The organism is Chloroflexus sp. (genome assembly GCF_034431535.1).
Classification (GTDB): Bacteria; Chloroflexota; Chloroflexia; order Chloroflexales; family Chloroflexaceae; genus Chloroflexus.
The window spans coordinates 23,332-44,703 of the sequence record NZ_DAOUDC010000024.1; the positions used below are offsets into that span (position 1 = coordinate 23,332).

The following is a 21,372-nucleotide window of genomic DNA, read 5'->3' on the forward strand; positions in this document are numbered from 1 at the left end:
GGGCGCAGCCCCCGAAGCAATCTCCCGTTTGGGCGGGAGCGAATGGTGAGGGATGGTTTCCGTGCTCGTGGGGGATTGCTTCGCCGCGCGTGGGCAGAGCGTCGCTCTGTCCCTACGCGCGGTGAAGCAATGGCATCTACCCCTACATTACCCCACGCGGGCCGGCGCCACGTCTGCCCCTTCACCAGCGGTAAATTGCTGCCGGTACAGCTCGTAATACGCGCCGCGCTGGGCCAATAGCTCATGGTGGCTGCCGCGCTCGACGATCTGACCGTCTTTGACCATCAGCACCAGATCGGCGTTGCGAATGGTACTGAGCCGGTGGGCAATCACGAAACTGGTGCGTCCGGCCAGCATCTGGTCAAAGGCGCGCTGGATGATCCGTTCGGTGCGGGTATCGACGCTGCTGGTCGCTTCGTCGAGGATTAAGATGCGCGGATTGGCCAATGCGGCGCGGGCAATCGCGATCAATTGGCGTTGGCCTTGGCTGAGACCAGTTCCGCGTTCGCCGAGCATTGTCTGGTAGCCGTTGGGCAACCGCTCGATGAACTCGTGCGCGCCAACCAGTTTGGCCGCCGCGATCACCTCCTCGTCGCTGGCGTCCAGCCGGCCATAGCGGATGTTGTTCAGTACCGTATCGGCAAACAGGAAGGTGTCTTGCAGCACGATCCCGATCTGCGAACGCAGGCTGGCCGCTGTCACCTCCCGCACGTCGTAACCGTCAATGGTGACGCTGCCCGCACTCACATCGTAAAACCGTGGGATGAGGTTGACCAGCGTCGTCTTGCCGGCGCCGGTCGGCCCGACGATCGCGATCGTCTGGCCCGGCTCGGCCACGAAGCTCACGTCACGCAGCACCGGCTGGCCCGGTTTGTATTCGGCCCAGACGCGATCGAACACGACCCGGCCCTTGATCGGCGGCAGCGGGCGGGCATTGTCGGTATCAACCAGATCGGGCTGCACGTCAAGCAGGCCAAAGATGCGTTCGCCGCCGGCAATCGCGTTCTGCACGTTCGTCCACAGCGAGGCGATCTGCTGGATGGGCTGGTTGAAGCGCTGCACGTATTGGATGAAGGCGAAAATGGTGCCGAGTGAGATGACTGCCGTGCCGAAGAGGGGGGCATTACGCAGCGCGCTGAGCGCACCCACCACGACCACAATCGCGATCGCAACGTACCCTAATGCTTCCAGCACTGGGTTGAGTGCACTGGTGAAGCTGGCGGCGCGAATGTTGGCATCGCGGTTAGCGGCGTTGGCCCGCTCGAATTGGGCAATGCTCTCGGCTTCGCGGTTAAACGCCTGCACCTCGCGCGCCCCAGCGATGCTCTCTTGCAGACCGGCGTTGACGTTTCCCATCTGCTGGCGGCTGGCGCGAAACGCGCGCCGGGCTTGGGTCGAGAAGTAGAACGTAGCGAGGATCATGAACGGTACGACACTCAGGCTGATCAGGGCGTAGGGCAGATTGCTCTGCACCATCGCGTTGATCGTCAACCCAATCTGCAAGAGGCCGTTGACCACGCTCAACAGGGCAAAGCTGAGCGCCTGCTGAATGGTGTCGGTATCACTGGTGATGCGGCTCATCACGTTGCCGGCCTCGTTGCGCGAGAAATAGCCGAGTGAGAGCCGGTGGATATGGGCGAAGACATCTTCGCGAATCTGGCGCAAGGCGCGCTGGCCAGTCCAGTTCATGCTAAAGAAGGCCAACCCTTGCAGGAATGCGCCGCCGATGAAGATCACTAACAACCAGCCGGTTAAGCCGGCCAACCCTCCCATCCGGTCGGCGATGGTGGCGGCGGGATTGACCGTAGTGTACCAGCAGGCATCGGCGCGCGGGAAGAGGTAACAGTCCACCGCTTGCCCGATCAGTTCAGGCGCTGTCACCTGCAACTGGGCGCTGGCCGTGATCAAGATCAGCGTCAAGGCCACGGCAAACCAATAGGGCCGGAAATAAGGCCAGAAGCGGGCGATGGTCGCCAAGACATTCTTGGGCTTCTGCACCTCGGTATTGAGCATGCGGCCGTGGCCGCCAAATCCTCCCATCATAGTGCGGATGCTCCTTCGCCAAGCTGGCCGTTCGGTGACGGCAGGGGGGCGTCTTCGATCAACTGGGAAGCGTAGATTTCGGCATAGATCGGGCTGTTTTCCAACAGCTCGGCGTGGGTGCCGCTGGCTACCAGCCGGCCTTTATCAAGCACAAGGATCAGATCGGCGTTGCGCACGGTGCTAATCCGATGGGCAATCACGAAGCTGGTGCGATTGCGTAGTAATTGGTCAAGCGCGCGCTGAATGAGCGCCTCGGTCGCGACATCGACGTTGCTGGTGGCTTCGTCGAGGATCAGCAGGCGCGGATTGAGTAGCAGAGCGCGAGCGATGGCGATCCGCTGTTTCTGTCCGCCCGATAGGGTCATGCCGCGCTCGCCGACTCGCGTCTGGTAGCCGTCGGGAAAACTCATAATGAAGTCGTGCGCTGCTGCCGCTTTCGCTGCTGCGATCACCTCTTCGTCGCTGGCGTCGGGCCGACCAAAGGCGATGTTCTCGCGGATGGTGCCGCTAAACAGGTTGGTCTCTTGCAACACAATCCCGATCTGGCTGCGCAGGCTGTCGATCGTCACCTCGCGCACATCGTAGCCGTCAATCAGCACCGCACCCTCGCTCACATCGTAGAAGCGCGGGATCAGATTGATAATCGAGGTCTTGCCGCTGCCGGTCGCGCCGAGCAGTGCCACAGTTTGGCCCGGCTCAACCACAAAGCTGACCTCTTGCAATACCGGCGCGCTGCTGTTGAAGTAGCGGAAGGTGACATTGCGAAACTCGACCCGCCCCTGCAACGGCGGCAAGACGATCGCGTTCGGGCGTTCGACAATCTCGCTTTCGGTATCGAGCACTTCGAAGATGCGGGTCGCCGACGCGCCGGCTTGCGCCAGCAGCGCGATGATAAAGCCGAGCTGGCCGAGCGGGAAGAAAACGTATACCAGATAGAGGCTAAATTTCTGGTACTGGCCCAGCTCAAGCGTGCCGTTGAGGATCTGCTGGCCGCCAAAGTAGAGGATTGCCGCTTGGCCGAGCTGGGCAATCAAAAACACCACCGGAAACAGAAAGGCGAAGATACGGTTCACCTTAATCTGCTGCTCCATCAGCGCCGTCGCCGCTCGATCGAACCGTTGCTGTTCGTAGGGCTCGCGGGTGAACGCCTTGACCACCTTAATCCCGGCGACATTCTCTTGCAAAATGGTATTGAGCCGGGCTAGTCGCGCCTGCACTTCCCCGAACAATGGCTGGCTTAGGCGGCCAAAGACGACAAAGACGGCCAGCGCAATTGGCAAGATCGGCAAGATCACCAGTGTGAGTTGCCAATTGGTAAAAGCGAGCACGATCAGCGCGCCGGTGAGGAGCAAAAACGACTGGGCCACCAGCACTAACCCCTGCGCCACAAAAGTGCGCACCCGTTCGACATCATCGGTGGCGCGCACCATGAGCTGCCCGGTCTGGTTGCGGTCGTAAAAGCTGAACGACATCCGCTGGATCTTGCTGAAGATCGCATTGCGCAGGTCGAAGGCCAACCCGTGCGAGGTTTGCTCAGCCATAAATGACTGCAAAAACGAAAAGACGCCGCGCATCACGGCGAAGACTAGAATCAGTAAGGCCGCGTTGATCACCAGACCTTCGGCATTAGCGGCATCACGTTGCAACTGTTCGACGGTAAGGCCAAGTTGAGCGGCAGCGGCAGCCTGAAATGCCGCTGGCACTTCGGTAAGGATGCGGGTAGCGGTAATGCTGCGCGTGACCGCATCGATCATGTTCTGCACCAATTGCGGCACTGCCAGTTGGGCCAACGTTGCGATCACCAACGCGCTGTAGGCAATCGTCACGGTGCGGCGTTGCTGACCGAGATAGCGAATGGCGCGGATTAGCGCGCCGGGATTGGGCCGATTGGTTGGCGGTTGGGCGACACGATGAGCTTGCATAGACGGTTCCTGCTGGCATGTTTGCCAATTCTTCACTTTGTTGTTCGGGTCACGTGCGTATCGCGCGTTCGAGCAAATCGAGAAAGAGTTGCTGTTCGGTGTGGCTGAGGCCGGCCAACAACCGCGTCATATGCCCTAGCCGCTCCGTTTCGAGATCGCGATGCAGCTTGTGTCCAGCCTCGCTCAGCGCCAGCAGCGTGATCCGGCTATCGTCAGGATGCGGGCGGCGTTCGACCAAGCCGTTCTGCACCAACCGGCGGGTGAGGGCCGTCAATGACGGCGGCGTAATGCCGAGTGCCTCGGCCAGTTCGCGCATCGACAGCTCGCGATCAGGCACCAACAAACCGAGCAAACGCAAATGCGACATCGACAATCCCCACTCGCCAAGCTGCTGGAAGAGGGGACTGCGTGGTTGGTTGGCCCGCATGCAGTCGATCAACTGGATCAGGCGTTGGGCATTGGTGATGGTGGTTTGATCCATAGGTCAAAACAATTAGTTAGACAAACTAAGAGTATGATACGGCGGGAATGATTGACGTGTCAAATGAGAAATGGGCGGCGCAGGCCGGGGTTTGTAGCGACGCACGACCGTGCGTCGCTACCATCATAACGTGATCGGTATTTATGATTCGCCCCGGCAATACCGGTCAAACCATTCCAACGTCCGCCGCATGTGATCGGCGCGGTGGCGCGGTTCGCCGCTGCGGGTCAATTCATGGCCTTCGCGCGGGTAACGCACCAATTCCACCACCTTCTTTTGGCGGCGGAGAATGGCGAAAAGCTGTTCGGCTTCGCTAATCGGCACGCGATAATCGAGTTCACTGTGCAAGAGCAGCAGCGGCGTTTGAATCTTGTGGGCATGCGCCAACGGCGAATGATCCCACAGTTCTTCGTACAATTCCCATGGGTAGCCGCGGAACTCGATCTCGATCAACTCGTGCGCATCGCTGGTGCTATGCTGGGTCAGCAGATTGTAGACGCCGCGCGCGGCGACGGCGCAGGCAAAGCGGTCGTCGTGGCCGATCAGCCATGCCGTCATATAGCCGCCATACGAACCGCCGGTGACGGCGATGCGGTCTGGGTCGATGTAGCCGCGGGCGACGAGGGTGTCGATCCCGGCTAAAATATCGGGCGCGTCAGCTTCACCCCAATTGCCGCGGATCGCGTCGCGCCAGAGTTCGCCGTAGCCTTCGCTGCCGCGTGGGTTGCAGAAGAACACGACGTAGTCGCGCGCCGCTGCGGTTTGCCATTCGTGCCACATCGAACGAAAACCCGGCCCCCACATCACATGCGGCCCGCCGTGGATATAGACCGCTAATGGATAGCGGCGAGTCGGATCGAAATCAGGTGGGTGCAGCACCCAGCCTTGCACTTCGCTGCCGTCAGGCGCAAGGTAGACCAGTTCTTCGATCGGCACGATGATCCGCTGGCGAAGCAGCTGGCCGTTGATCGCCGTCAACCGGCGTTCGTGGCCATCGGCACTGCGAAAGTAGAGATCGCACGGATTGTCAGGGCTGCCGGCGACAAACGCGATACTGCCATCACGTCCGACATCAAATTCACTCACGATGCGCGGTCCGCCTACCAGTGTGGCCCCGTTGCGGTAGGTCGGTGTGCCCGGCAACCCGATCTGGTAGACGTGGGCCTCGCCGCGCCAACCGGCGCTAAACAACACGCCTTGCCCGTCAGGCTGCCAGTGGAATTGCTCCACATTCAAGTCGGTATGCGCAGTGAGATCGTGCGGTTCGCCTCCCTCGGCGGGAATAATCGCCACCCGTCGGCCTTCACCGAGCAGCCGCTCTTCATTCAGGCGCAAAAAGGCAATCTGGCTGCCATCGGGCGAGGGTTGCGGGTCAAAGTACGAAAAGCCGGGACTGGTTAACGCCTGCGGTAACGATCCATCAAGCGGAATGCGCATCACATCATAGTAGGCGAAGAGCGAGTCGGCTTCGGGGTCCCGGGTCGCAGTACTCAGGAGCGCATCGCCGGCGGGCATCCAGACCGGTGCGCTGTAGTGGAGATCGCCGGACGTCAGGCGGCACGGGGTGGCCGGTGTGTCCTCGTCGCTGATCTCGATCACATAAATGTGTCGTCGCCGATCATCGAAATAGCTCGTGCCGCTGCGGTACGGCAACTTCGTCACCACTCGCGGATCGTTGCGCAGCTCTTCGTCGTGCTGGCGCTGCTCACGGGCGCGCCGGGCCTCCCACGCATCAGCCGGCGGCGGCAGTGTACCGCTATCTTCACGTGCTTGCTCTTCGGCGTTCACTGGCGAAAGGAATGCGAGCCATCGCCCGTCCGGACTCCATGCCGGATCGCTTGCACCGTTGGGCATACTAGTGACTTGCCGGGCCTCGCCGCCATCAACCGGCATCACGTAGATCTGGCCCCGTTCATCGTCGCGGTTCGAGACGAATGCCAGCCACTTGCTGTCAGGACTCCAGCGCGGCTGGCGATCCTGCTTGCCGTGCGTAAATCGGCGCAGCGGCTCGCCAGCGGTTGGAACCAACACGATCTGGCGGCGATAGCCATTGTTTACCCGATCGACAGTAACCCACACGACAGCTACCCTGCGTCCATCAGGACTCAGGCGCGGGTCTTCCAGCCATCCCAGCTCGTAGAGGTCGTCGATCGTAAAGCGACTAGGGGTTGGGGTTGTCATGAGCGGTCCTGCAATTATGAAACCGGTGCCAATACCTTGCTATTGTAACACACTTCTCTGGGCATGTCACTTTGATATTTTTGTTAGAAAGTATCAAATGACCACAACATAAACCTTGACATTTTAGCGACATCCAACTATAATCCTACAATAGCGAGCATAATTAAAGAGGTTTTCACAATTTCTTGTGTAATCATAGGTTGAGAACTGCTGATAACGAAAGGATTGCCTCCGGTGAGCACGTCCGATCAAAAGATGCCGCTTTCGGTGCTCTTGTTCCATGCCGCGATGCAACGGCGAACATCGCTGGCCGATTTTGCCGGGATGCTGGGGCTCAGTGTCGCCACCTTGCGCTCGTACCTGTTTGAAGCAGGCGCACGTTCACGGATGCGCAGCAAAACGGTTGAGCAGATGGCGGAAGTCTTGAGCATGCCTGCCAGCGAAGTCCGTGAACGGTCTGAATTATTGCCTTACGCCGGGCAAACATTCGGTGAGTGGTTGAAAGAGCAGATGCAAGGCCGGTTTACCCGCGCAAGCCTATGTACCGCCACCAAAATCAGCGACAGCGCGATGAAAAACTATATCAACGGCCAAACCACGCCCGATCCCGATAACGCGATGAAACTAGCCGAGGTGTTGGGTGCTGATTCGCTCGAGGTGGCACGCCTGATCATCGCGACTGAATTGATCCAGCGTGGCGTTGCGTTGCCGCCGGCGCCGAGCCAAGAGCCAGCGAGCGCCGCGTCTCCGGCGACGGCTGACACTATGCCAGCTCCTGCTCCGGTCAATGCGGTGGCCACTCCGGCGGTTGATGCGATGGCCGACGAGGCCGTGGTGAATGCCTACACCGAGCAGCGATTACTCAATCTGTGGCGGCGCTTGCATCCCCAAGGTCGCCGGGCGACGTTGACGTACATTGCGTCGTTGTTGGCCGAAGGGATCTAGCGGGTGATGGAGGTACTGGCGGGTGTACGGGTGGGTGTAATGTAAGGGTGGGCTTCAACCCGCCCTTACATGCCCGTACCATCTGATCACGCGTTGTTTCTATGCCCCCACTACGCATCGGTTTTGATGCTCGCTATGCCAGCGATCACTTTCCCGGCATTGGCCGTTATATTACCGCGCTCTTGCCGGCCTTAAGCGAACTCTGCGTCCCTCATCGTTTGTTTGTACTGATCAGTGCCGGGCAAGCATTGCCGCCGTTATCTGATGTAGTCACCGAATACGTTACCGTGCAGAGCGGCCCTTTTGCGTTGGGTCAGCAGCTTGAGATACCGTTGCTGGCGCGCCGGCTGCGCCTCGATCTCTTGCATTCGCCCTACATTGTCAAACCGTATCTGTTGCCCTGCCCCTCGGTCGTAACCATCTACGATGTCTTGCCGTTGCGCTACCCGCAAACGCTGAGCCCGCGCGGGCGGCGCTGCTACCGCTGGTCACTGCGGCTCGCGGCCCAGAGTGCGCGTAGGCTGATCACCATCTCAACGGTTTCGCGTGATGATTTGGCCTTTCATCTCCGCATTCCGCGCGACCAGATCGCAGTGACGCCACTGGCCGTCGCGCCGGGTTTTGCCCCGCAGCCGGTTGATGAGATTACCGAGGTGCGGATGCGCTACGCTTTGCCGCGCCACTATGTGTTGTACGTCGGCTCAAACAAGCCGCATAAGAATATTGACCGCCTTCTGCGGGCCTGGGAACGGGTGCTGCCAGATTTGCCGGCAGCCTTTGCCGATGCAGTACTGGTGATTGCCGGCAAATTTGACCGCCGGTATCCGCTGCCAATGGCGATTGCCGCTGACCGCGGCGTGAGCGACCGGGTTACCGTGGTGGCGAATGTTGCCGAAGCCGATCTGCCGGCACTTTACAGCGGGGCATTGCTGTTTGTGTTTCCCTCGTCGTATGAGGGCTTTGGCTTGCCGCCGCTTGAAGCTATGGCCTGCGGTGTCCCGGTGGTCTGCGCGTATGCCGGCAGTTTGCCAGAGGTGGTTGATGAAGCCGCGCTGACGGTTGATCCGCACAGCATGCACGAGATCGCCGAGGGTATCTTGCGCGTGCTCCGTTCGCGCGATCTGCGTGAATTGCTGCGCCAACGCGGGTTGCGCCGGGCGGCGCTCTTCTCATGGCAGGTGACGGCGCAAGCGACGCTGGCAGTGTACGAGCAGGCGGCAGCCAGCGCGCGGTAATTCATTGCCAGTTCCTACGGTTCGGGCGCGCTCAGCAATGTGGCATTCACCCACCCCTCGGTGCCGGCGCTTACCCGTTCGGGAACGCAGTTGCCCACAGTTTCGACCACCCGCAACCGGTACCAACGGTTGGCGCCGTTGGTTGTTTGCTCTTCGAGCAATACCACCCGATCACCCACACACACTTGCCCCATCACCGTTTCGGCGGCGACGCGCGGTTCACGCCGGATATTACCGCCGTTAATCACTTGCGCGCGGCCAAGGATCGGCTCTGGCATCAGAGTAGGTGTTGCGGTTGGTGTTGGCGGGGCCGTTGGCGTGGCCGCCGGAATGGCGCTCTGCGTAGCTGCTTGCTGAGCGGTTGCCCGCGCCTCACGGGTTTGCAGCGCAATTTGCGTTTGGCGGGCAATGGCCCGGTTCGTTTCCAGTTGGTCGAGGACGAAGGGTGTGAGCCCGATCAGACCAACGATGATCATCCCAATCACGAGCGCTGCGATGAGTGTGCTAAGCGGGCCGCGCCGGCGTTGGTGGCGTTCAAATAGCCGACTCCAGTCGTGCGGATCAGTTTTCGGTGGCACGGTTCTCCCTCGCTACAACCAGCGGCAGAGCACTGGTTGGCGTTCACCGGTCGGCGCAAAGCCAAACCAGCGATACAGCCGCTGGGCATGATGGTTGTACGCTTGCGTGTTGAGAGTGAGCAACCCGCCGCCGGTTTCAGCCGCGTAGGCGACGAATTCAGCCAGTAACCGTACACCAATGCCGCGTCCGCGCACATCAGGATCGACCGCGATCCGCACCAAGTGTACTAATCGGCCGCCAAAATGGCTGGTGGCGTAACTGTATCCCGCTATTTGCCCGTTGAGTTCAGCGACCACGAAAAACGACCCATCGGCAATGGCCGGCGCGAGAATGCTTTCGTCTTTGACCCATTGTGGTTCAAAGCAACGCATGTCGAGTTGCAGCACTTCGGCTAAATCAACGGCTTGGACGGGGCGAACTTGCACATCGCTATTGCCATTGGCGGGAATTTCCCAGTCGCGTTTTTCATAGACGACGACATCTGTTTGATGGTAGTAACCGGCCTGTTCTAACAGCGGGCGCAGCCACTGATCCGACTGGTCATCGCCAGCATAATAGAGGTGCGTGATCGCTTGTTGGCGCGCGACCTGTTCGAGCGCAGGCGCGACTCGCGCTACTGCTGCACGGGGTTGGATCCGTTCGCTTACCGCGAGCGCGCGTAGCCATACCACGTGATGAATGGGCCGGCCAAGCACTGCTATCGCCAACACTTCACGTTCAAGCTGCATCACGACCGCACGCCCTTCCTCTACGGCGTGGTAGAGTTCGCTGCCGCCAGCGGCGGAAAAGCGGCGGCTGGCGGCATTAAAGAGATGGCTAACCGCCGTGACGTCGGCCGGCTGGCTGGGCCGGACAATGGCTGCGCTGAGATCAACTGGTTTGCGAAACGGCCACATACTTGTGCTACCATACACGTAGAGGTCTGAAGTTGTATTGTACCAGAGAAGCGCAATGATCAACCGGGTGCGCCAGTATTTTTCCACGCAGTGGCAACGATTCTTTGGCCTGAATATTACCCCGATTACGCCGATGTTGTTTGTCGGCGGGCAATTTCATCCACAGCAATGGCCGGCGATTTACGCACTAGGGGTACGCGCAGTCCTTTCGTTGCAGGCCGAACGGGCTGATGTGTTTAGCGGGCCGTTGCCCACGCGCAGCTTACGCCTCTTAGTACCAGATTTTCATCCGCCGACCATCGAACAACTCGATGAAGGGGTGCATTTTATGGCCCATGCTATTGGCGATGACCTGCCGGTCTTTGTCCATTGCCATGCAGGCGTGGGCCGGGCGCCGATGATGGCGGCGGCCTATCTGATGGCGCGCCACGGGCTCGAGCATCGCGCGGCGCTGGCAACGTTGCGCATCGCGCGCCCGATCATTCGCCCGAACCGCCGGCAATTGGGCCGGTTGCGCGAGTATGAGCGGCTCTTGCGCCAGCGCCGCCAAGGTAGCCGTGCTACGCCGCCTGCCGGCGATTAAAACCGCTGGCAGCCAGTTCCAGACATCCCGATACAGTAAAGAGATCAACCAGCGCCAACAACGGCAGGCGGGGCCGGGCGCATAGGTAGACGGGCCGCCAGTGGGGCGCAAACTTGGCTTTAAACCGGTACAGGCCGTCAGCATCATACACAGCGGCCATTTGCCTGCCGGCGAGCGTAATGAGCCATTCGAGCGGGCGCAAATGAGGCTCAAGATGGCGGAAGGGTGCTTCATTGAGGCTGAGGGTCTGGCAGCCTTCGCTGCGGAGCTGCTGGCCGGCTGTGGCGAAGATTGCTTCCATGACCCCCGCCGGTGCTTGTGGCCGGCGCAGCATCAATTCGGTGACGGCGGCAGCGGGAGATGGCTGGGTAAGCAATACCGCGCCTTGCCAGTGCCCATCGTGGTCAATAAAGACAAACAGGCGCGTTTCCGGTTCAAACGTCGTACGAAAGAGATAGCGAAGCTGCGGGCGCTGGCCGTGGCGCGCTTTGCGGGCTAACAAGCGCAGCCGGGCAACGGCGGTTGGGCTCCACGGGATTTCATGGACGCTGCCGAAGCGGGCGGCGGCGCGCACCATTTTGCGCACGGTGCGCCGGTGCAAACTCTCACCGGCGAGTTCAATCACGCCTTCTATGCCGACCCGCACCGTTTCCCAACCGGCGCGGGCCAACCGCTGCGCTAATCCTGCCGGGCAGCCGCGCAACAAGAGGCGTGTATGAGGGCTGTGCTCGTGGTGGAGGGCGCTGAAATGGCCGTTCGCCGGCACCGTGGCGTAAGCCAGCCATGTAAAGCCAGACAACGGTAACCGCACCCGCTGGACGTGCGGCGCAGCAAGCGCGGCGCGCGTCCAACTGAGCGGCAGCTCATCACTTTCAGACAGCAGGCTCAACGGCATCGTGGTTTGTAACCGGTGCTAAGCTGATGAATTGCTCTCGTATGTAGTTTGCGCTTGGTTACGAATTGTGTCAAGCAGTTGCTTGCAAGGCGGCTTCGATCCGTGCCACGACCATATCGATCGCGATCGGATTGCGCCCGCCGCCGGGGAAGATTACATCGGCGTATCGCTTCGTCGGTTCGACAAACTCAAGATGCATCGGGCGTACCGTTGCCAAATATTGCTCAATGACCGACTCAACCGAGCGTCCGCGCTCGGCAATATCCCGCCGCAGCCGGCGAATGAAGCGTAGATCGGCATCAGTATCAACAAACAGTTTGATGTGCATCCGGCGGCGCAACACCGGTTCGTAAAAGATCAAAATGCCTTCGACCAAGATGACTGGCCGCGGTTCGATCCGCTCGGTTTGCGGCAGGCGCACATAGGTGGCGTAGTCATAGGTCGGCAGATCGATCGCTTGTCCGGCGCACAGGGCATCGAGATGCGCCACTAACAGATCATTGTCGAGCGCATCAGGGTGGTCGAAGTTGAATTTGGCCCGCTCGGCGAGCGGCAGATGGCTAAGGTCTTTGTAATAACGGTCGTGATCGATGTGGGCAATACGGTCGGTGCCGACTCGTTGCAAAATCGTCTGCGCGACGCTGGTTTTGCCGCTAGCGCTGCCGCCGGCGACGCCGATAATGATAGGATTGGTATTCATCATACAACTATCAATAAAAGCGCATCGTAGGGGGAGCGAGTTGCTCTGCCCCTACGATGCCTCTACGCCGTCTGCGATTCCGGTTTTGATGGCTCGCCTAAAATCTTGTTCGTTAAATAGGTCGCCAACCACGCGGCTGCCAAGCTCAACACGAGGCTGATCAAGCCATGCACCAACTTTCGGCGCAATTCTTCCTCTGTCATGCGTTAATCCCTCCGTCGCATCAAAATCGTCACGAAGTAGAGCAACTGCGCGATCGCTTGCGCTGCCGCCGCCACATAGGTCAACGCTGCCGCGTTGAGCACGGCATTCACCCCTGCTGCCTCTTCTACCGTCACCAACCCGGCACGCTGGAGCATCTCGCGCGCGCGTGCGCTAGCGTTGAATTCAACCGGCAGCGTCACCAGTGTAAAGGCAACCGCGGCGCTAAACAAGATCACACCAACGACCGCTAGTTGGAAACCGAACCGACTGCCGCCGCCGGCGCCGAGCAACATACCGATAAAGAACAACCACGTGCCGAGTTGCGAGCCGATGTTGGCGAACCCAACGATGCCCGATCGCACGCGCAACCACGCATAGCCCTCTTTGTCTTGCGCGGCGTGACCCAACTCGTGGGCAACGATCGCCATTGCGGCTACCGATGGTTGCACCGAACCTTCCGAGAGGCGAATAACCTCGCTCGCAGGGTCGTAGTGGTCGGTCAACATGCCGGGGATGGTCTCGATGCCAACATGGTCGAGGCCTTCGTTGCGGATCAAGATGCGAGCGACATCCAAACCATTCAGCCGCCGTATGTTGGCGACCTGCGACCATTTATTAAAGGCCGACTGGACCTGAAATTGGGCCCAGAGGGCGAAGAGCATCGCTGGTATAGCGAAGAGCAGATAGGTTGGATCGAAGAAGAATGGCATAGGCACCTCCCTTGAACGCTGAGATGCGGTACTTGTCCGCTGCTGTGCTCAGTATACCACTCTCTTGCATGAGACGAGTGTTGGTGAAATGTTTGAGTTTTGCAAAAGCGATGAGGCTAGCGGGACAGTTCCGCGCGTTCACAAGAGTTGCTCACCGGCTAGGGTGTTGCGGGCCTGCCCCAGCCACGCTTGGACGCGTTCGGCCAACCATGTGCGGAGCGCCGGCCCGCTACGGGGCATCAACAGGGCTGCTGCTGCGGCGCCGCCGATCATGCCCAGCAGCAAACCGGCGACAAAGCGCCGGCCACTGGTGCGGCGCGGGATCAGGCTGTCGATCATCGCATCGAGGTCATCCATAGCAACTTTTCTCTTTAAAGGAATGCTACGCTTGCATCCAATCATACTACATAAAGTGCGGCAGGTTGACTGCCGCACTCCAAAGCAATCCTATCATCAAAATCATGGCGCATCGCCGGCGTATCGTGTACCGGCCACACTCGCATGCGGCCTCATGGCGCTACGGATAGATCCCGCGCGTGGTCACTGCATCACCCACCCGCTGGATCGCCAGCATATAGGCGGCGGTGCGCAGATCAACCTGTCGCTCTGCCGCGACGCGCAACACTTGCTGCAAGGCATTGGTCATTACCCGGCGCAACTGGGCATTGACCTCGCGTTCGCTCCAGAAGAACTCTTGTAAGCCTTGCACCCACTCGAAGTAGCTGACTGTGACGCCGCCGGCGTTGGCCAGAATGTCGGGGATCACGAGACAGCCGCGGTCGTACAAGATGGCATCGGCAGCTTTGGTGGTCGGGCCGTTCGCCGCTTCGGCGATGATCTGCGCTTTGATCCGGCTGGCGTTTTGGGCCGTAATCACGCCGCTCAAAGCCGCCGGTACTAGCACATCACACTCGATTTCTAGCAACTCCTCGTTGCTCAGCGAGTCGGCGTTCGCGACGCCGGCCACGCTGCCGGTGCGCGCTTTGTGCGTCAGCACCGCTTCGACGTCGAGGCCGTGCGGATTGTAGACACCGCCACGGCTATCGCTCAAGGCGACCACTTTCATACCCAACGCAACAGCTTCCCGCGCCACGGTTGAGCCGACGTTACCACACCCCTGAATAGCAAGCCGGATCTCAGGAATCTTCAAGCCAAGATGCTGTGATGCGGTCGTGAGCACATACGTCAACCCGCGTCCGGTCGCTTCGAGCCGGCCTTCCGAGCCGCCAATGTTGATCGGCTTGCCGGTGACGACTGCCGGCACGGTATGGCCCTGATGCATCGAGATGGTGTCCATAATCCACGCCATAATCTGGGGATTAGTGCCGATGTCAGGCGCGGGAATATCGCGCTCAGGGCCGATGGCGACGCTGATTTCGGTGGCGAAGCGGCGGGTAAGCCGTTCGATCTCGCCGAGCGAGAGCTGTTTGGGATCGACGACCACCGCGCCTTTAGCGCCGCCGTAGGGCAGGCCAGCCAATGCACACTTCCACGTCATCAACATCGCCAATGCGCGTGTCTCGTCAAGCGTGACTGCCGGATGGTACCGGATGCCGCCCTTCGTTGGGCCGCGGGCCAGATTGTGTTGGACGCGGAAGCCTTGGAATACTTCGATACGGCCATTATCGTGTTTGACGGGAAAGTTAACGGTCAGCTCGCGCTGAGGGGCGCGCAAGATGCCACGGAGGCGGGCCGGCAGATCGAGCAGATCGGCAGCTTCGTCAAATTGTTGCTGGACGGTGCTCAGCAGATCGGCGCCCTCAGAGGGCGCAGCAGTGTGGGCTACATCAGTCATTACCATGATGTTTACCCCTCTCCGATGAGTAAGGGCGGCCAGCGCTGGCCGGTCGCGACAACGGCGGCGCGACAATGCCTATTGTACCACGATGCGCTGGTGGTTGCGGAATAAGATTATTCATCGGCGGGAATGAATTCGGTAACACTCGCCACCGAATGGACAAACGCAGCGATCAGTTTGACCGCATGCGCCACATCGCTGATCTCGATCATCTCGTTGGGCGAGTGCATATAGCGATTGGGGATCGCGATCACCGCGCTGGCGATACCGCCGCGCACGTGATGGATAGCGTCGGCGTCAGTGCCGGTGTAACGCGGTGCAATTTGGACATTGTACGGGATCGACTCGCGTTCGGCCAATTCAACCAGTCGGCGGAAGACGCGGCCACTGTTGGCCGAACCGCGCGAGAGCACCGGCCCGCCGCCGAGCTTCACCGTATTCCACTGGCGCTGATCGGCGTCGGGATGGTCGGTAGCAAAGGTGACATCAACCACAATCGCAACTTGCGGATCAAAGCTGAACGCGGCAGTGGTCGCGCCGCCGAAGGTAATCTCCTCCTGCGTGGTCGCCACAGCGGCGACGTAGGCTGCCGGACGGTTTTGGCTGAGCAAGCGCAACGCTTCCAGCACGGTAAATGCCCCAATCCGGTTGTCAATCGAGCGGCTGACAATGCGCCCGCCGCGCAATTCATACACCGGCGCGTCAATCACGCCAGTATCGCCGACCTGCACCAATTCGGTCGCTTCGGCGCGGCTCGATACGCCAATATCAATCCACATCTGCTCGATCTTAGTGGCTTGATTACGATCCTCTGGTTTCAGCAAATGGATCGGCTTCTTGCCGACCACGCCGATCACTTCGCCGTGCCGGCCCAGCAAGCGCACGCGCTGGCCGATCAGCACCTGGGCATCCCAACCGCCAATGGGGCTGAAATAGAGAAAGCCATTCTCATCAATATGGCTGATCATGACGCCGATTTCGTCAATATGGCCAGCCAGCAGAATGCGCGGCCCGCTGCCTTCGAGCACGGCAAAGCTGTTGCCGAGCACATCACTGTACACTTGGTCGGCGAACGTGCGTGCCTCTGCCCGCCACACTCGCGCCGCCCGATCTTCATCGCCCGATGGCCCCGGCGCGCTCAGCAGGCGTTTGAGAAATGCGATTGGCGTGTCTTGCATGGGGATGATCCTTACCTGTCTTGTTGCGGGAACGTGTAAAAACGAGCCGTTATCGTAACTTTGCATGATAAGTGTTGCCGGTTTTTCGCTCGCTCGATCAGACCAATATGCGTTTTTGGCTGTGTGAAAACCGGCAAAATGCTTGACGCCATTCCATAGCGGCCAGTATAATAAGTTGTGGCACTACATTATACTCGATAGCAAACGCAATGGAAAAACCCGACTTTGCTGATTTGGTCGCTGAAGTCATCGCGAGCTTACTCCCTGCCTTTGCGCGCCATCTCGAAACGGTCGAAGTGGTGATTGTGCCGCGCCCAAGCCGCGAACAACGGCGTGCGCTTGGCTTGAAGCCATGGCAGACGATTTATGGCCTCTACGAGGGGGTGCCGCTCACCGAGGAGAATGATGCGCCGGCAGTGATTACCATCTTCCAAGAGCCGCTCGAACGCGATTTTCGCACCACGGCGGCGCTGCGCGAGCAGGTTCGACGCACTGTCTTGCACGAAATTGCCCACCATTTCGGGATTAGCGATGAGCGGTTGCGCGAGTTGGGTGCGTATTAAGCGAGGATCGGTTGTCGTTCAAGAGGTAGCGCGTGCGGATCAGCACGATTATCACCGGAATCATGTATATTGGCGCGTTGGCGATCGCCGGTCTCTTGCTCTGGCAGACCGTGCAGATGTCGAGCGCGCTCATTGCGCTCTCGGCGAATGCGCCGACGCCAACGGTTGCGATGGCTCCCACTGCCACCGCTGCGCCATTGCTGGTGTTGCCCACGCCGGTGCCGCCGACGCCGCTGCCTACTGCGGCTCCGCCCCAACCGGAAACGGTCGGGTATCATCCCAAGAGTGGGCGCTATATCGCGGTTTGGCTGCCGCCGAATTTTGAGGGTGATGCGCGCGAGTCGTTTTTCGCCAATGTCGATATCATTGACGACATTAGCCCGTTTTGGTATACCACTGACGCGAGCGGGCGGCTCTATGGCCGGCGTGATGATGATCTGGTGCGGATTGCGCACGAAAACAACGTGCGTATCATCCCCTCAATTCATAACGTTGGCAACCTCGGCGCGGTGGTGCCGGTGTTGACCAATCCGCAATTACGCGCGCGCCACATCCAAAACATTGTTGATGAGGTGTTAGCGCGCGGTTACGATGGGATTGATATTGATTATGAATCGCTCGCCCCTTCACTGCGCGACGATTTTACCGCATTTATCGTTGATCTTGCTGCGGCATTGCACGCTCACGACAAGCTCTTGACGGTCGCTGTCCACGCCAAAGATCGTGATGATGGCGGTTTGGGTTCGTTTCAAGATTGGCGCGCGATCGGGCCGCATATTGATCAATTGCGGATTATGACCTACGATTACCATTGGCGCGGGTCAGGGCCGGGGCCGGTCGCGCCAGCCTATTGGATTGAAGCTGTCGCCAATTATGCCCGCGAAGTTGTCGATCCGGCCAAGGTGCTGATCGGCGTTCACTTCTACGGCTACGATTGGCCGCCAGACGGCAATGCTACGTCGCGACCGTGGAAGGTGATTGAAGAGATTATCAATGAGTATAAGCCAACCGTGAGCTTTATCGAACGCAACGCCCGCGGTCGCGTCGGCGAGAGCACCTTTACCTATCGCACCAGCGCCGGTACGCGCACCGTTTGGTTTATGACCGATACCGGCCTTGCCGATAAGATCGCGACGGTGCAGAAGCTTGATTTGGCGGGCATTGCGATTTGGCAATTGGGGTATGAACGACCCGAATATTGGCAGACGGTACGCGCCAATTTAGTGCAGGATTCAACGTTGATTCAACGGGCATTAAACACCTTATTACCGGAACACTAGGAGGGGCGCACGGCAGTACGCCCCCCGGCGGTGCGCCCCCCGGTGATCAGCGTAACCATCAATCGTAGTGATGCACGGATGAGCGTCCCAGATTACATACATCGGACTGTACTATGACCGCCACCGCAGGCGAACCCGGTGTCCGGGCCAATCCAACCGAAGCTCGTGATTTGGTCGAGCGCGGCATTGCAGCGGCGCGCGGCGGGCAGCGTCGGGTCGCGGCTGGTCTGCTGGCGCGTGCGCTCAAGCTCGATCCTCGCGATGAACGGGCATGGCTGTGGTTAAGTGGTGTAGTTGATGATCCAGCGCAGCGCGCCTTCTGTTTGCAAGCCGTCTTGCGCATTAACCCCAATAATCCCCACGCTCGTCGCGGTCTGGCCTATCTCGAACGGCAAGGCACAACGATTGCACGCCCGATCGCCGACCTCGCGCCGCCCGCATCAACGCCGGAACCAGCCGCCGATGCCGCGCCTGCTCCTCCCCCCACGCCAACCGCGCAAGCCCGGGATTGGTGGATTCAGTGGCGCTGGCAGCGCCGCGAAACGTCGCGGGTGCGGATAGTGCTGTGGGTATTGCCCATTGTGTTGTTGGCGGTGGCGCTGATGTTGCATCAGAGTGTGAGTATCGCTCGCGAGCGCGCGCTTGCGGCGCTGGCTGCCGAGCAAGAACCAGCCTTTACCGTCGAAACCGCTCTGGCAACGCCGCTTGCGACTCCCACCCCCATTCCGGCGTTGGAAGCCGAGCCGCTCGCCGTCGTCGAGAGCCTCACTGTGTCGTATCTGACTGCGATCGATGCGATCCGCGCCGATCTACGCACTGCCACGGTTGCCTATCGGCAAGAGACGAGCCAGCCCGGCGGCGCGTCGATCAACCACGTGGCGGCGACCCAACGGCTACGAGCGACAGTGGCGCAGGCGCTGGCTAATTTGGGCGAACTGCGCGTGCCGGGAGTGCTGTTGCCAGCTCACGAAGATTACCGGCAGGGGCTTGAGCTCGAGCTGGCCGGCCTCGATGCCATCCTCGACTTCTACAGCACCTACGATGTGGCAAACGCCAATCGCGCCGCACTCCGCTTCCAAGAGGCGCGTGCATTTATCGAGCGCGCCCAAGCCAGTTTTCAAGCTCAGCGCCAGCTCCTCGGCGAGATGAGCCTCACGAGCGCGTATACGATTCGCTGATGGGCATACCTCTTGCTCGGCTCGCAAGGATGCCTACTCCAGTCCTCCTCCGTTAGAGGAGGGAGCGATGTCGCTCTGCAATTTTGTCATGGCGAGGGCGCGCAGTGTCCGAAGCAATCTCCCGCTTTAGCAGGAAGGATGGCTGAGCGGATGGCACGCGCAAGATCCCCATCCCAGTCCTCCTGCGTTAGAGGAGGGAACGATGCCACCCTTACCTCCATACCTCCAGCCCCTCTCCCCCTGGCGCGGGAGAGGGGTGCGTAGAGCTAAGTGTTGAGGCATCGCACAGTGATCAGTAGTTGTGCTCAACCAAATATTCTGTTCACCCATCAACCCTCTGGTGGAGGGAGCCACACACCCCTCAACCCCAGCGGGGGAGGGGCAAGGGGTGGGGGCATCCTCGCGGACGATGGGAGTTGAACCCGCACGCCTTGCGGCACAGCGGGGGAAAGGCATAGGGTGGGGCATCCTCACCCCTACAACGTGATCCCGTAGATCGCCGCATACTTCTGGCGCAGATAGGTCAGATACGGCTCAATCTCCATCGGCTTGCCGGTCGCGCGCTCGATCAGTTCGTTTGGTGTGTACACACTGCCATGGCGGTAGATATGCTCGCGCAGCCAGCTATGCAGGGTGGCGAATTCACCCCGGCCAATCTCATCATCAATTTCGGGGTGCGCCGCGCGGGCGGCGGCAAGGAATTGCGCGCTGAGGATATTTCCCAGCGTGTAGCCTTGGAACGCGCCGCCGATCAGGCCGCCAAACCAATGCACGTCTTGCAGCACGCCGTCGCGATAGTCGGGCACCGTCACCCCTAAATCCTCGGCGTAGCGCGCATTCCATGCTTCGGGCAGGTCACGCAGCTTTAAGTTGCCCTCGAGCAGCGCCAATTCCAGATCAAACCGGATCATCACGTGCAGATTGTAGGTAACTTCGTCGGCATCGGTGCGGATCAGTGACGGCTGCACCCGGTTGATCGCGCGGTAGAATTCGTCGAGCGAGACGTTGCCGAGCTGCTGTGGGAAGGTCTGCTGCAACTCTGGGTAGAAATGCTCCCAGAATGGACGTGAACGACCGATCAGATTTTCCCACAGCCGCGATTGGCTTTCATGCACTCCCGCCGACACGCCGCCGCAGAGCGGGGTGCCCTCAAACGCCGGATCGACACCCTGTTCGTACATGGCGTGGCCGGATTCGTGCAGAGTGCTGAACAGACCATCGCCTAAATCATGCTCGTTAATGCGGGTGGTGATGCGCACATCGCCGACCGAGAACTTGGTCGCAAACGGATGGTGGGTAAGATCTTGCCGCCCGCGCTCGAAGTCATACCCGAATTGGCGAATGATCTGCTCGCCAAAGGCCAGTTGATCATTGCGTGGGTAGTATTTGCGCAAACACGATTCGTCAATTGGCGGCTGGGCGACAATGGCCCGGATGATTGGGGTGAGGCCGGCGCGCAGGCGGGCAAAGAGGTCACGAATCGCTGCGGCGCGCATGCCATAGTCGCTGAAATCGATCAACGGGTCGGCGGGATGCTCGTAGCCGGGGAAGCAGTCGGCCACTCGCCGGCTCAGTTCGAGCGTGCGTTCGAGATACGGCAGCATAGTGGCGAAATCATTCGCCGGGCGGGCTTGCGTCCAAGCGTGGTAGCTGGCCGCCGTGTGCGCCGCAATCTCGCTGGCGAGATCGACCGGAATCCGGATCATCCGCTCGTAATTGCGCTGCGCCACCCGGATCAGCGCCGCGTCAGGGTGATCGTATGACAACTGTTCACTATAGGGCATCAGTTCAGCCAGCAAGCGCCCCAGGGCGGGGTCGGTGCTGCGCGCGTGAGCCAGCCGCGAGAGGGTGGCCAGTTGGCGGGCGCGTGCGACAGCGCCGCCGGGCGGCATATAGGTGCTCTGATCCCAATTGAGCACCGCGGCTGCGCTGTTGATGTCGTCAATTTCCTGCAACCGGGCGCGGAGTTCGTGCAAATGGGCTTCCATGGGTATGACTCGC

The 21,372-nt window shown here is 60.1% G+C and carries 20 protein-coding genes; 6 read left to right on the plus strand and 14 right to left on the minus strand.

Annotation, left to right across the window (positions count from 1 at the left end; genetic code table 11):
- Positions 1-147: 147 nt before the first annotated feature.
- The 4 genes from U9R61_RS06220 to U9R61_RS06235 all read right to left on the minus strand — a co-directional run bounded on the left by U9R61_RS06220 (position 148) and on the right by U9R61_RS06235 (position 6,627).
- Positions 148-2,043 (minus strand): ABC transporter ATP-binding protein, encoded by a 1,896-nt coding sequence (locus U9R61_RS06220; RefSeq protein ID WP_322487949.1) that lies wholly within the window; start codon positions 2,041-2,043, stop codon positions 148-150.
- Entirely contained in the window at positions 2,040-3,965 is a 1,926-nt protein-coding gene (locus U9R61_RS06225) for an ABC transporter ATP-binding protein (RefSeq protein ID WP_322487950.1), read from the minus strand. Before U9R61_RS06225 ends, U9R61_RS06220 begins: the two co-directional genes overlap by 4 nt.
- A 49-nt stretch (positions 3,966-4,014) precedes the next feature.
- On the minus strand, positions 4,015-4,446 hold the full coding sequence (locus tag U9R61_RS06230) for a MarR family transcriptional regulator (protein WP_322487951.1): 432 nt from the start codon (positions 4,444-4,446) through the stop codon (positions 4,015-4,017).
- A gap of 141 nt (positions 4,447-4,587) precedes the next feature.
- Positions 4,588-6,627, minus strand: coding sequence for a S9 family peptidase (locus U9R61_RS06235; protein ID WP_322487952.1), 2,040 nt, complete (start codon positions 6,625-6,627; stop codon positions 4,588-4,590).
- A 234-nt stretch (positions 6,628-6,861) separates the two neighbouring features.
- Between U9R61_RS06235 and U9R61_RS06240 the strand changes: the two genes are divergently transcribed.
- Positions 6,862-7,572 (plus strand): helix-turn-helix transcriptional regulator, encoded by a 711-nt coding sequence (locus U9R61_RS06240; protein ID WP_322487953.1) that lies wholly within the window; start codon positions 6,862-6,864, stop codon positions 7,570-7,572.
- A 101-nt stretch (positions 7,573-7,673) separates the two neighbouring features.
- Positions 7,674-8,807: a glycosyltransferase family 1 protein gene (locus U9R61_RS06245; RefSeq protein ID WP_322487954.1), complete on the plus strand. Its 1,134-nt coding sequence runs from the start codon at positions 7,674-7,676 to the stop codon at positions 8,805-8,807.
- A 14-nt stretch (positions 8,808-8,821) separates the two neighbouring features.
- Here the strand turns inward: U9R61_RS06245 and U9R61_RS06250 are convergent, their stop codons facing one another.
- Positions 8,822-9,385, minus strand: a complete 564-nt coding sequence (locus U9R61_RS06250; RefSeq protein WP_322487955.1) for an SH3 domain-containing protein — start codon at positions 9,383-9,385, stop codon at positions 8,822-8,824.
- 12 nt (positions 9,386-9,397) lie between these two features.
- Entirely contained in the window at positions 9,398-10,282 is an 885-nt protein-coding gene (locus U9R61_RS06255) for a GNAT family N-acetyltransferase (RefSeq protein ID WP_322487956.1), read from the minus strand.
- Between the two features lie 55 nt (positions 10,283-10,337).
- On the opposite strand from U9R61_RS06255, the gene U9R61_RS06260 reads away from it, so the two are divergent.
- Positions 10,338-10,865 (plus strand): dual specificity protein phosphatase, encoded by a 528-nt coding sequence (locus U9R61_RS06260; protein ID WP_322487957.1) that lies wholly within the window; start codon positions 10,338-10,340, stop codon positions 10,863-10,865.
- On the opposite strand, the gene U9R61_RS06265 is transcribed toward U9R61_RS06260, so the two are convergent.
- The 7 genes from U9R61_RS06265 to U9R61_RS06295 all read right to left on the minus strand — a co-directional run bounded on the left by U9R61_RS06265 (position 10,843) and on the right by U9R61_RS06295 (position 16,350).
- Entirely contained in the window at positions 10,843-11,760 is a 918-nt protein-coding gene (locus U9R61_RS06265) for a DUF2156 domain-containing protein (protein ID WP_322487958.1), read from the minus strand. The two genes, U9R61_RS06260 and U9R61_RS06265, sit on opposite strands and share 23 nt — an antisense overlap.
- A gap of 70 nt (positions 11,761-11,830) precedes the next feature.
- Positions 11,831-12,460, minus strand: coding sequence for a uridine kinase (udk, locus tag U9R61_RS06270; RefSeq protein WP_322487989.1), 630 nt, complete (start codon positions 12,458-12,460; stop codon positions 11,831-11,833).
- A 62-nt stretch (positions 12,461-12,522) separates the two neighbouring features.
- Positions 12,523-12,663: a hypothetical protein gene (locus U9R61_RS06275; protein ID WP_318775908.1), complete on the minus strand. Its 141-nt coding sequence runs from the start codon at positions 12,661-12,663 to the stop codon at positions 12,523-12,525.
- Between the two features lie 3 nt (positions 12,664-12,666).
- Complete coding sequence (locus U9R61_RS06280) at positions 12,667-13,374, minus strand: zinc metallopeptidase (RefSeq protein WP_322487959.1); 708 nt, start codon at positions 13,372-13,374, stop codon at positions 12,667-12,669.
- A 138-nt stretch (positions 13,375-13,512) separates the two neighbouring features.
- Positions 13,513-13,731: a YtxH domain-containing protein gene (locus U9R61_RS06285; RefSeq protein ID WP_322487960.1), complete on the minus strand. Its 219-nt coding sequence runs from the start codon at positions 13,729-13,731 to the stop codon at positions 13,513-13,515.
- Between the two features lie 160 nt (positions 13,732-13,891).
- Positions 13,892-15,175: a Glu/Leu/Phe/Val dehydrogenase gene (locus U9R61_RS06290; RefSeq protein ID WP_322487961.1), complete on the minus strand. Its 1,284-nt coding sequence runs from the start codon at positions 15,173-15,175 to the stop codon at positions 13,892-13,894.
- 110 nt (positions 15,176-15,285) lie between these two features.
- Positions 15,286-16,350 carry a M42 family metallopeptidase gene (locus U9R61_RS06295; protein WP_322487962.1) on the minus strand — a complete coding sequence of 355 codons (1,065 nt, stop codon included), beginning with the start codon at positions 16,348-16,350 and terminating at the stop codon, positions 15,286-15,288.
- Positions 16,351-16,559: 209 nt separating this feature from the next.
- On the opposite strand from U9R61_RS06295, the gene U9R61_RS06300 reads away from it, so the two are divergent.
- The 3 genes from U9R61_RS06300 (at position 16,560) to U9R61_RS06310 (ending at position 19,371) form a co-directional block, all read left to right on the plus strand.
- Positions 16,560-16,913, plus strand: coding sequence for a metallopeptidase family protein (locus U9R61_RS06300; RefSeq protein ID WP_322487963.1), 354 nt, complete (start codon positions 16,560-16,562; stop codon positions 16,911-16,913).
- A 32-nt stretch (positions 16,914-16,945) separates the two neighbouring features.
- Positions 16,946-18,193: a glycosyl hydrolase family 18 protein gene (locus tag U9R61_RS06305; protein WP_322487964.1), complete on the plus strand. Its 1,248-nt coding sequence runs from the start codon at positions 16,946-16,948 to the stop codon at positions 18,191-18,193.
- A 113-nt stretch (positions 18,194-18,306) separates the two neighbouring features.
- Positions 18,307-19,371: a hypothetical protein gene (locus U9R61_RS06310; RefSeq protein ID WP_322487965.1), complete on the plus strand. Its 1,065-nt coding sequence runs from the start codon at positions 18,307-18,309 to the stop codon at positions 19,369-19,371.
- A 476-nt stretch (positions 19,372-19,847) separates the two neighbouring features.
- Here the strand turns inward: U9R61_RS06310 and U9R61_RS06315 are convergent, their stop codons facing one another.
- The gene (locus U9R61_RS06315) at positions 19,848-21,359 is read right to left on the minus strand and encodes a carboxypeptidase M32 (protein ID WP_322487966.1); all 1,512 of its coding nucleotides are present in this window, start codon (positions 21,357-21,359) and stop codon (positions 19,848-19,850) included.
- Between the last annotated feature and the right edge of the window lie 13 nt (positions 21,360-21,372).